Consider the following 9,591-nt stretch of genomic DNA (forward strand, 5'->3'; position numbering starts at 1 on the left):
AAATGGCAGGTACAAAAACACAATACCAGACCGACGATCAAGGTTATTTGATTGGGTCTGTCGTGGTTCATGAAAATCAGCGGCGCCCAGGCACATATCTTGAAGTTCCGGGCGCGATCGATGAAGCGCCGCCGGCGCTGACGACAGGTCAAGGAGCCCGCCGGGTTGATGGAGCGTGGGTTGTCGTTGACCCCGATCCGGTGGTTGTACCGGATCCGCCAACCATCGCCGAGTTGAAAACGGCCAAGCAGGACGCGCTGGCCGCGAAACGCTGGTTAGTTGAGTACAGCGGTTTCACGATCTCAGGCGGGCTGCTCGACGGAACTTTTGTCGATACGAGCGCCAAGACACGCATGGTCTTTGACACCGCGCATCGCAGAGCTACCGAAAATCCTCTTTACGAAATCCGGGCATTCAAAAGTGGCCGTGGTGCGTTTGCGATGATGAATGCCGCCACCATTATCCTGATCGGCGACGCAATCGAAGAGTTCATCCAGCAGTGCTTTGAGCACGAAAGCAATCTGAACGACCTGGTTGTCGCCGCGGTGGATCAGGCGGGACTGGACGCAATCGATATCGACGCGGGGTGGCCGACATGATCTCCCTCGCATTCATCGCCGCGTGGGTGTTCACGCTTCGCTACCCTAAAACGCCCTTTGCAGGTTGGGTGGTCACTATCACCAGCCGGATCATCAATTCCTGCACACCGGGCGAGTGGGGCACGGCGGAGTACACGCTTTCTGTGCACGCTGCCATCGAGGCGCGTCAGGGTCACCCGGTCTGGGTCGCCGTCGAGCGCGCTATAGACCTGGCATTTCTGGCAATTGCCCAAGAGCAGAACCATTGCCGGGGTGTTTTGGTCGAGGATGACAGGCAGGCTGGCAGGTTGCGCGATCTGGTCAAGGATTTCCGAGATTGGGGGCTCATCTGATGTTCGACAAGATAGCAAGCCTTTTTGGCGAACATCCGTGGGTGTCCACAGCGGTTGCAGGGGCGGCCGGCGGGGTCGTTCGTTGGGTGACACTCCGCGACAACTGGAAAGAGGGCGGTGCAGCCGTCATCGTCGGCGCGATCTGCGCCGTCTATCTGGAAGACCTTGCGATCACGCTGCTTGGCAACTTCCTGTCGATTGAAATCCCGCCGTCCAGCAAGGGCCTCTCCGGCTTCATCATCGGCCTGGCCGGGATCACTCTGACAGGCTTCATCATCGACGTCTTCAAGGCACGCGCGAAGTACCATGAGGAAGAGGATAAGAAAGATGGTTAAGAAGCCTCTCCATAACGTCTATGTCGTGATCCGGAACGGCGCTGCGATCATCCTTCTGTTTCTCGTCCTGGCAACACTTTCGAGCCGTGTGGTCTGGTTCATGGCGCCACTGGAAGGTTCATGGTGCCGTGGCGATGGGTACGTGCAGGCGCGGTTTGCCGGATACAAGGTGCGCGATCTGAGACCCGTCCGCGGGTCGGTTACGGGTTCTGTTCGGCAATACGGCTTTTGGGACGATGTTCTTTTCGAGTTTGTTGATGACCCGACGCCCGACAGTTCAAAACCAAAGGGAAAACAGCATTTCGGCGTCTGGCGCTGGTATGGGCCGCTGATCGCCGAAGCGCAGATGAGCATGCGCCACACAAACCGTCCGCTCGGTATGGCGGACGGGGGTAGCAATCCGAACTGGTACGAAGTCATTTCGACTTACGGGCCCTACACGATACCGACAGACATCGCGCGGTGCGAACCATGATCCGCGTCGCCGCCATTCTCTGCATACTGTGCAGTCCCGCCATGGCGGCGAACTGCGGTCCGCGTGATGCGGTCGTGAAAAGTCTCAAGACGAAGTACGGAGAGCGCTTCGTGGCTGGTGGCCTTCAAAAAACCCGCTCCGCGCAATCGATCTTGGAAGTCTGGGCGTCGGATGAAACCGGCACCTTTACCGTCATTCTGTCCAGCCCGAACGGCCTATCCTGCGTGGTCGCGGCGGGCACAGATTTCTTCGAAGGTCCGCCGCTTCTAAGCCAGCCAAAAGGAAATCAGATATGAAAATCGCTATTGTCGTTGGTCACAATGCCGACGAGCAGGGTGCCATTCGTTGCATTGACGGGCGTACCGAGTTCGACTGGAACTCCGATCTGGCTCGGCTGATCCAAACTCACAATTCAAGCGCTGTCAGGATCTTCAATCGCACGTCGAAGGGGTATTGGTGGCAAGAGATTGACCGGGTTTACCGGGCAACTGATGCGTGGGGTGCCACGGTGACCGCAGAGTTGCATTTCAATTCCGTCGCCAATCCGCAACCGTCAGGATCTGTCACACTGTCCAGCGGGACAACCCGCTCGTATGAAATGTCCGAGCTGGTTCAGGATGCTTGCGTGGCTGCCCTTAACCTGCGCGACCGCGGCGTCCGCATCCTGCAACCGAAAGACCGGGGCGGCAGATCACTTTGGAAGGGACGCGCTCCTGCCTGCATGTTGGAGCCTTACTTCGGGTCGAATGCTGATGATTGCAGACGGGCTGACGTCTTTCAGGCGGATCTGGCGCGGCATGTGTACGAGGCGCTTGCGAAGTCAGCCCGGCGGTTCTCGGCGTGACGCGCTATGCCCTCATAGGCGCCTTGCTGGCGGTGATCGGCCTGGGGGCGGTTGTGTATTTCCAGCGCGCCACGGTGGATGGCCTGCGCACTGAAAAAGCCCGCCTTGAGGGCAACGTGCAGACACTGGCTGACAGCGCCGCACAGGCGCGTGAAGCGCAGGCCGTGGCAGAAGCCTACCGGCAGGGCGCAGAGCAAGCCTCTGCCGTTCTCTCGCGCCAGGTCGAAACCATCCTGACCACAGATTATGGAGGATGCGCAGATGCGGAAATTGATCCTGCCCTGCTGCTTGATCTTAGCGGGCGGTAGCTGTGATCCGGAGATCCAGTACGTGCCGGTTGAGAAGAAGGTTCCTGCGATCCTCTTGGAGCCCGTTTCAAAGCCCTCCCGGCCACTGGTCATCTACAAGGACGCAATCCTGCGTGACCATGAACGCGGCATCGCGATCGACCAGGCAAATCGGAAAATTCAGGCAATCGCCAAAATCATCGGCGGAAACTAGAGCAGGAGAATAATCGTGACGGACAAATTCAAAAATGTATCGACAGGGCTGGAGAGCCCGCCCAGCCGGCTTTTCGCGATTGTGCCAGATAATGATGCAGATCTGGCGCTTGTTACGCGCGTGATCAACGTGGCGGCCGCAGGCACTGTGAAAGTCACAACCGTCGATGGCGACGAGGACGATGTATTCATAGCAGCCGGGATCCCCTTTCCGATCCGCGCCAGGCGTGTCTGGGCGACGGGAACCACTGCGACCGGCATCAGGGGGCTCACCTGATGATCGGCGCCGGCGTTGCCGTTGGCGCTGTTGCGACTGTGTGTCTGGGCGAAATCGTTGAACTTGTTTTCGCCCGCTTCACCGGCCTGTCCAGTGGCTACATTCTACAGGACGCAGCCCCCGGCGTCGGCGTTGAAATGTCCGACGCCAGCACCGTTACCGCCGTTGTCTTCGGCACCACGCCCGGCGCAAGCGATCTGGGCATCGGCACCTTGGGCGATATCACGGCACTGGCGCAGGGCGCGCTGGTGCATGCGCGTGTGACGGCGGATGGCGTCGATTACGATATCTCCGCCGAAAGCTACGAAGCGCCCACCGTCACCGCCCCGATTGCCGACCAGATTTTGCAGCAAGGCGGCGCGGATTTCACGCTCGATCTGCGCACGGTCTATGACAATGCCGACACCTACGCGGTGTCCGGCGATGGGGCGGCGTCCGTCGACGGCGACGGGTTCACCCTGCGCCTGGACGTGGAAGCGCTTTTGCCAGCGACGAACATCACGGTGCGGGGCTTCAACCCCATCGCGCCGGCCGGCATCGCCGATGTGTTCAGCCTGACGATTGTTGATCAGATCATCTCTGTCGCCGGTGGTGGTGTCACGCCGCTGTCACAGACCAGCTATTCCGGGCAGGACGTGGCCGACATTGCCGACTTCGCGGCGATCACCGATGCAACGGACGGCGTGAATTACGAAAGCCTGTCCGGCGCGATCAATGCGGCCGACTTCCAGACACAGGACGGCGGCGTTGGTGCGTGGACAACCCGCACAAGCCCATACGCGCTTCTGGTGGGCCAAACACGCCGGGTGCTGGTGGGCGACACCAGCGGCAATCAGCGGGCATTTCAGCTTGATACCGCCGTGGTGCAGGCCTTCACCTTCGAGCAGATCGGCGCGACCGCCGTCATCGAGACGGGCGTGGATGACATCGTGCCGGACGCGGTGACGACGACCGTCACGATTTCCGGCATCACCGGGAATGACGCCTACCTGAACGGTGATCACACCTATTCAGCGGCACAGGTGCGCGCCGGGACAGCCTATATCGACAGCGCCGTGATCTACCACACCGGGGTGCCTGCCGATCTGATCGCCGGGTCGATCCTGACCGCGCGCGAAGGCTTCTGGCTGGGCCTGCGCAACTTCACCTACCAGTGGAAACGAAACAGCGTGAACATCGGGGGTGCAACTGCCCGTACCTACACGCTGGTGGCCGCCGACCAGGGCACGACGATCACCTGTGAGATCACCGATGGCGTGGTTGTCGCCGGGCTGACCGGCATCGCTGTACCCGCTGCGGGCGGCGCGCTCTCGGCGACGGTCATTTATGACGGCGAAATCGTCACTGCCGGACCCTCTGCACCAAGCATTGCGGGCATCGATGTGTCTGCCTTCGCAGCTACGGATTGGATATATGCCTTCCCGACCGCGCGCGACACGGCGTCGGTCTATTCGATCACGCTGGCACAGGCGAACGGCGCGGCCATGACGCTGGTTGGCAGCACCGATACCACATCGATCCGACCACTCGCCGCCGCCTACAAGTTCCAGCGTGGCGCACCCGATACGCTGGCCGTGGATTTCCAGTTTTCCGAAAGCATCGGCGACGGCGCGCGGATCGTCCTGCTGGCGGTGCCGGGCGCCACGGCGGAAACATTTGTGGCGGTGGAGGAAAGCGGCACGACCGACATGGTTCTGGACGCCAACACCACTGCAGATTGCATCGTGGCCGTTGCCCACGTCAACGAAGGCGACGCGCTGCTGACCGGCGTCGCCAATGACAGCGTGAAAATCGATGGCTCTGGCCGGGAGCACGGCTTTGCGCATGAGGCGATCAGCACGGCGGAAACGCCGCGCGCGATCCGGCTGACACAGGTCGAAGGCAATCACGCGGGCATCGCGCTCGTGATCACAGGAGCGTAACCCATGCCAGTTCAAAAAACCCAAGTGGCCCTGCCCGATGGGGTGAGCGGGTCCTTGTCCGGCGACGGCGCGACCTTGCCTTTCACCAATTACCGCACCCCCGCAGCCCCCGTCACGACGCTGGCAGAGGTCACGTCGCTGCGCGCCACCCATGTGGAGGTGCCGGGGGCCACCACCGTTGCCGTGGCCGCCCAGCCGTCACAGGGGCGCGTGCACGTGCGGTCTGACAACCGGCTGGCCGTGGACCTCATTGACGAATTGACGGTCTCGGGTTCCGAGCTGTCCGTTGATTTGATCATTGATGGCCTGCCGGAGACGGTCACCGTGCCGGTGGCGCAGGGTCTTCAGCTCAAGGGCTGGGCACCGGGCTGGTTCTTCATGCCGCCGGTTGACGCCAATGGTGACATCCTGTTCAGCACGGCGGTGAACCACACGGTCACCCATGTGGACGTGGTGGGCGGATTTACCAAGGCGCAGATCGAAGCGCGTGAGGGGATTGCCAATGCGTCGCAGGCATGGCTGCGCGACAACCCGGCCTTTGATGGCAACGGCGCACATTACGGCGACACCGAAGCGCTTGCAGTTGACGATAACCGGGGCGCGCAAATCTGGGGCTACAAGAAAGAAACAGGCCCTGGCTGTCACTGGCTTCTGTTCAAGCGCGGCACGACGCTGCTGCAAGGCACGGCAAATTTCGGATCGGTGGAAGGCTTCAACGGCATTCACTTTGCCCGCATCGGGGCCTATGGCACCGGCGCAAAACCCGTTATTCAGTTCGGTCTGAACGGGGGCAGCTTCCTGGTCATCGAGGGGCTGCGTTTTGAATATAGGCAAAACATTGAGCATCAGCGGTTTTGCGCCTTTGTTGGCAACGAGAGTGATCATACGACCAATTTTCGCGGCAACAGCCGGATTGCCGAATTCTGTCTATTTTACAAAAACATGGGCTGGGGGTTTGTCTTCCGCCCGCCCCCGGCCAGCGGGCAATGGCCGGTCAAGAGCACGCGGGAGCAAGGGTCTTACATCAACGGCTATGACAGCGTTGCCTATCTCTACAATTACATCGGGCAATCAGGCTGGGCAGACGGCTACGACCCAAACGCTGCCTTCGACTTTCCGCAGCCGCCGACGCAGTACAGCCACAACAAGTATTCATCAGGCGATGGCGAGAACCTCTACTGCTTTCACAGCGTGCACGAAGAAGGGTCACTGACCGGCGCGCAGGATCGTCCGGGCGTCATCAGTGTCAGCTCGATCTACGCGATGTGCAACCTTGGCATCCTGGTGGGCGGCGGGCCGGACAGCGAAGACCAGGCCGATGATCCGTCGCTTGACATCGGCACGCCCATCCCCGGCGCGCAGCTTGGTAATTTTAGCTTCCTTGAAGACGTGCTGATCGCGGGCGCGGGTCAGAAGACGCAATCGCGCACCGCCTTCGAGACGGCGCGCGGCATCAATTTCTCGGGCGATGGCACAGGTGTGTGCAATGTGATTATCGTGGACAGCACGGACGGCAATGACGGGGTGCGCGCCCATGGCGTGGCCCCCAGCGGTGAAGCCTACGTGATCTCCGGCATGGGGTCGCTGAAAAGCTCCACCAGCGAAATCGCGGTGCTGAACTGGATTGGCGAAGCGGACCAGAACGTGGACGGCATTTCGCAGGCAGTGAAGGACGCCACCACAATCGACGCCTACGCCAGGACGTTCCTGGGCGACGGTGCGGCGGATCGGTTCGATTTCATAGATGCCGCGCGCGCGTCCTCTGATCCGGTGGGTCAGTGGAAGGGTTTCCATGATTTTGCGATGGCGCAGCTCAACAAGACGCCGCCCACGTCACCCGCCCGCACCCATCTGTTCCAGCCCGGCAATGACAACCCATCCAACAACTGGAATCTGCGGTCGGCATGGGACCTCAAGGTTCTGCCGGGGCTGGTGCCCGGCGATAGCGTCAACCTAGACAGCTACCGCGTCGCCAGCTCACTCAGCCCGGCACACCCGATCGAGGTGGTGGACATCGGCGCGGACGGGGAGTTCACCAAGTTTGGCGGGCAGCTTGAGATTAACCAGCATGTGCGCGGCGGCGGCATGTTCAAGGTGGGCAACCATCGCGGCGGGTCGGCGGACGTGCTGCAGCACGGCGGCGACATGGACCCCGATCTGCACGTCTACGCCGGACGTTACCGCAATGACGGGGATCTGCTGATCAACGGTAATCTGACGATCTATGACCGGGCGGAAATGCTGTTCGGCGTCGATACGTCCACGGCCACGCTGGCGGCGAATGGCCGTATCGAGATCAACGGCTTTGAAACGCGCGTGGGCTTTGACGGCGCGGCAGGCGGCATCGCGCAGCTGATCCTGCCGCCCACAGGCACACTGGCCTTCAAATCGACCTGTGTCGTGGTGGTGGACGGGTTGAACGCGGACACTGTGGGCCAGTTCAAATACGGTGAAGTGGTCACCGGGTCGGTAAGCGGCTTCACCGGGGTTGTGGCGCGCGACGTCTTCACGTCCGGCTTGAAATGCCTGCTCTACCTGCGCGACGTGACGGGCATCCCGGTGGACAACGAAGACGTTGTGGGCATCGCCCGCAAGGGCCGCGCCACAACCGACCCGCTCACCATCGGCCAGATCGACGGTGCCGCGACTTTCGGGATTGGCACGATACGCGAAATCCGTTCGGGCCTCTATGGCGCAGCGCCCAACGTGGACAGCCGCGTGACGCTCGACGGCGGGTTGGAAGTCGATGTGACCGGCCTCGCACCGAACACCTATGATCTGATTGTTGCGGACACCCTCACCGGCGATTTTGCATCCGTTTCCATAACCGGCGGAACAGGAAGCGTAGCACCCCCTTCGGGCGGGGCGGTGGTGCTGACGGTAACCTAGGAAAGTGATGATAGTTGGTAATTTCCACCTGGGTAGGATGCGTGTCGCGGCGATCTGGTTTCTGCCAGGAGCGTGACATAAGGTTCTCCAGTCATCCGCCCGAAAGTGTGATGAATAAAGTAACGATCATCACCACAAACAATATGCCAGCCAGAGCGCCGGCAACAATAGCCACAAGCGTTGTCACCTGACCTGATTTGCGCGGCTGGTCGCGGTCGGATATCTTTTTCTTTGTCATAATGGAAACTCCTAAAATCGCGCAGGCGCAAAGTAGCGCCGTGCATCATATTGAATTTTAAGGGAATATTTGGTGGACAAATCTGGCTAAGTTATTGATTTTGTTTAATACTCGACAAATTTGTAATCAGTAGGTCCGCGGTTCGAGTCCGTGTGGGGGCACCACTTCACATTTTGATGTGATATTTTCTAAAAAATCAAATATTACAGAGGGTTGTGGAGTTCGAAATCCACTTTCTTTGTCGTATGCTAATGGTGCCTTAAACACTATTCTCAACACCGTTTTCTTAAGTGTGAGGTTGCCGTTTATCCATATATTCCAAGGGCTTGCGATAAACTGCATAGAAAGTTCGAAAATCTCATCGAGGGTGTGTTTGGGCTGGGCATTTTGACTCATTTTATCGGCCAATAGCATCTTGTCTGTCTCCAGCTTTTCGATCTTCTTTTCATAGGCAGTGATCACGCTTGGATTATCCGTATCAACAATCCTGACCAGAAGCCCATCAAGCTGTTTGTCGATTTGCGCGATGTCCTTCTTGAGATCGCCTTTCTGGGCGCTGGCTTGCGCCAATCTCTGGCTCCACGCATTTTCAGCATAGCTTTAAAAACCGCAATCATGCCCTGTGACGGTTTGAGCGATTGCATGATATCCTCAAAGGCCGCGTCGATCTTTTCTGCGCGGATGCTCTTGCGATACATGTCGCAGGTCTTTGTCTGGCACCAGTAGTAGGGATAGCGCTTACCTGTGCCGCTTTTTGCCCAACAGGAGGTCATAGGCGCATCGCAGCAGGCGCAATTCACAGCACCACGCAAAGGGAAGTCCTCATTGATGTCGGCGCGTGCTGGAGCCAGCTTACGTTCCGCCTTGCGGGCTTGGATGCGCTCATAGACCTCTAGCGAAACAATGGGGTCGTGATGGCCCTTACGACGCCTGATGCCCCAAGGTTCGTGTTCGATGTAACCCGCGTAGAGAACGCGATTGAATAGGTCCGTCACCACTTGCTGGCGGATTGTGCCATTGATCTTTGGAAAGGCGGGCTGTTTTTCAAGATAACGTGTGACCTCAGCCATACTTGCGAACCGGCCTGAGGCATAACCTTCCATAACGTCCTTGATGATGGAGGCGACGGTTCACTGTCCGTCGTCAGGGATTTTGGGACAGATGGCGACCTGAGCTAAGT

General features: G+C 59.4%; 14 protein-coding genes. 11 read left to right on the plus strand and 3 right to left on the minus strand.

Annotated elements, in window-relative coordinates; translation table 11 throughout:
• Positions 1 to 2: 2 nt before the first annotated feature.
• The 11 genes from KX928_RS23380 to KX928_RS23430 are packed head-to-tail and all read left to right on the plus strand — an operon-like array spanning position 3 to position 8,173.
• Positions 3 to 599, plus strand: a complete 597-nt coding sequence (locus KX928_RS23380) for a DUF4376 domain-containing protein (RefSeq protein WP_219507862.1) — start codon at positions 3 to 5, stop codon at positions 597 to 599.
• Positions 596 to 931 carry a hypothetical protein gene (locus KX928_RS23385; RefSeq protein WP_219507864.1) on the plus strand — a complete coding sequence of 112 codons (336 nt, stop codon included), beginning with the start codon at positions 596 to 598 and terminating at the stop codon, positions 929 to 931. Before KX928_RS23380 ends, KX928_RS23385 begins: the two co-directional genes overlap by 4 nt.
• The gene (locus tag KX928_RS23390) at positions 931 to 1,266 is read left to right on the plus strand and encodes a hypothetical protein (RefSeq protein ID WP_219507865.1); all 336 of its coding nucleotides are present in this window, start codon (positions 931 to 933) and stop codon (positions 1,264 to 1,266) included. Before KX928_RS23385 ends, KX928_RS23390 begins: the two co-directional genes overlap by 1 nt.
• Positions 1,259 to 1,741 (plus strand): hypothetical protein, encoded by a 483-nt coding sequence (locus KX928_RS23395; protein WP_219507867.1) that lies wholly within the window; start codon positions 1,259 to 1,261, stop codon positions 1,739 to 1,741. The genes KX928_RS23390 and KX928_RS23395 overlap by 8 nt, the downstream gene beginning before the upstream one ends.
• Positions 1,738 to 2,037 (plus strand): hypothetical protein, encoded by a 300-nt coding sequence (locus tag KX928_RS23400; RefSeq protein WP_219507869.1) that lies wholly within the window; start codon positions 1,738 to 1,740, stop codon positions 2,035 to 2,037. The genes KX928_RS23395 and KX928_RS23400 overlap by 4 nt, the downstream gene beginning before the upstream one ends.
• Entirely contained in the window at positions 2,034 to 2,585 is a 552-nt protein-coding gene (locus tag KX928_RS23405) for an N-acetylmuramoyl-L-alanine amidase (protein WP_219507871.1), read from the plus strand. The genes KX928_RS23400 and KX928_RS23405 overlap by 4 nt, the downstream gene beginning before the upstream one ends.
• Complete coding sequence (locus tag KX928_RS23410) at positions 2,582 to 2,893, plus strand: hypothetical protein (RefSeq protein ID WP_219507874.1); 312 nt, start codon at positions 2,582 to 2,584, stop codon at positions 2,891 to 2,893. Before KX928_RS23405 ends, KX928_RS23410 begins: the two co-directional genes overlap by 4 nt.
• Entirely contained in the window at positions 2,847 to 3,086 is a 240-nt protein-coding gene (locus tag KX928_RS23415; RefSeq protein WP_219507876.1) for a hypothetical protein, read from the plus strand. Before KX928_RS23410 ends, KX928_RS23415 begins: the two co-directional genes overlap by 47 nt.
• 15 nt (positions 3,087 to 3,101) lie before the next feature.
• Positions 3,102 to 3,362, plus strand: coding sequence for a spike base protein, RCAP_Rcc01079 family (locus KX928_RS23420; protein ID WP_219507878.1), 261 nt, complete (start codon positions 3,102 to 3,104; stop codon positions 3,360 to 3,362).
• The gene (locus KX928_RS23425; RefSeq protein WP_219507880.1) at positions 3,362 to 5,284 is read left to right on the plus strand and encodes a hypothetical protein; all 1,923 of its coding nucleotides are present in this window, start codon (positions 3,362 to 3,364) and stop codon (positions 5,282 to 5,284) included. The genes KX928_RS23420 and KX928_RS23425 overlap by 1 nt, the downstream gene beginning before the upstream one ends.
• Positions 5,285 to 5,287: 3 nt before the next feature.
• Positions 5,288 to 8,173 (plus strand): hypothetical protein, encoded by a 2,886-nt coding sequence (locus KX928_RS23430; protein ID WP_219507882.1) that lies wholly within the window; start codon positions 5,288 to 5,290, stop codon positions 8,171 to 8,173.
• A 91-nt stretch (positions 8,174 to 8,264) separates the two neighbouring features.
• Here KX928_RS23430 and KX928_RS23435 read toward each other — a convergent pair whose 3' ends face one another.
• The 3 genes from KX928_RS23435 to KX928_RS23445 all read right to left on the minus strand — a co-directional run bounded on the left by KX928_RS23435 (position 8,265) and on the right by KX928_RS23445 (position 9,481).
• Positions 8,265 to 8,411 carry a hypothetical protein gene (locus KX928_RS23435; protein WP_219507884.1) on the minus strand — a complete coding sequence of 49 codons (147 nt, stop codon included), beginning with the start codon at positions 8,409 to 8,411 and terminating at the stop codon, positions 8,265 to 8,267.
• A 126-nt stretch (positions 8,412 to 8,537) separates the two neighbouring features.
• On the minus strand, positions 8,538 to 8,873 hold the full coding sequence (locus KX928_RS23440; protein WP_219507886.1) for a hypothetical protein: 336 nt from the start codon (positions 8,871 to 8,873) through the stop codon (positions 8,538 to 8,540).
• The gene (locus tag KX928_RS23445; protein WP_219507888.1) at positions 8,870 to 9,481 is read right to left on the minus strand and encodes a recombinase zinc beta ribbon domain-containing protein; all 612 of its coding nucleotides are present in this window, start codon (positions 9,479 to 9,481) and stop codon (positions 8,870 to 8,872) included. The genes KX928_RS23440 and KX928_RS23445 overlap by 4 nt, the downstream gene beginning before the upstream one ends.
• Positions 9,482 to 9,591: the final 110 nt, after the last annotated feature.

It is taken from the genome of Roseobacter insulae (assembly GCF_019375555.1).
Lineage (GTDB): Bacteria > Pseudomonadota > Alphaproteobacteria > Rhodobacterales > Rhodobacteraceae > Roseobacter > Roseobacter insulae.

What these genes read in the sequence shown, in the direction of transcription:
- KX928_RS23380 (WP_219507862.1), top strand. Translation starts at nt 3, where the DNA reads ATGGCAGGTACAAAAACACAATACCAGACCGACGATCAAGGTTATTTG.
- KX928_RS23385 (WP_219507864.1), top strand. Translation starts at nt 596, where the DNA reads ATGATCTCCCTCGCATTCATCGCCGCGTGGGTGTTCACGCTTCGCTAC.
- KX928_RS23390 (WP_219507865.1), top strand. Translation starts at nt 931, where the DNA reads ATGTTCGACAAGATAGCAAGCCTTTTTGGCGAACATCCGTGGGTGTCC.
- KX928_RS23395 (WP_219507867.1), top strand. Translation starts at nt 1,259, where the DNA reads ATGGTTAAGAAGCCTCTCCATAACGTCTATGTCGTGATCCGGAACGGC.
- KX928_RS23400 (WP_219507869.1), top strand. Translation starts at nt 1,738, where the DNA reads ATGATCCGCGTCGCCGCCATTCTCTGCATACTGTGCAGTCCCGCCATG.
- KX928_RS23405 (WP_219507871.1), top strand. Translation starts at nt 2,034, where the DNA reads ATGAAAATCGCTATTGTCGTTGGTCACAATGCCGACGAGCAGGGTGCC.
- KX928_RS23415 (WP_219507876.1), top strand. Translation starts at nt 2,847, where the DNA reads ATGCGGAAATTGATCCTGCCCTGCTGCTTGATCTTAGCGGGCGGTAGC.
- KX928_RS23425 (WP_219507880.1), top strand. Translation starts at nt 3,362, where the DNA reads ATGATCGGCGCCGGCGTTGCCGTTGGCGCTGTTGCGACTGTGTGTCTG.
- KX928_RS23430 (WP_219507882.1), top strand. Translation starts at nt 5,288, where the DNA reads ATGCCAGTTCAAAAAACCCAAGTGGCCCTGCCCGATGGGGTGAGCGGG.
- KX928_RS23435 (WP_219507884.1), bottom strand. Translation starts at nt 8,411, where the DNA reads ATGACAAAGAAAAAGATATCCGACCGCGACCAGCCGCGCAAATCAGGT.
- KX928_RS23445 (WP_219507888.1), bottom strand. Translation starts at nt 9,481, where the DNA reads ATGGCTGAGGTCACACGTTATCTTGAAAAACAGCCCGCCTTTCCAAAG.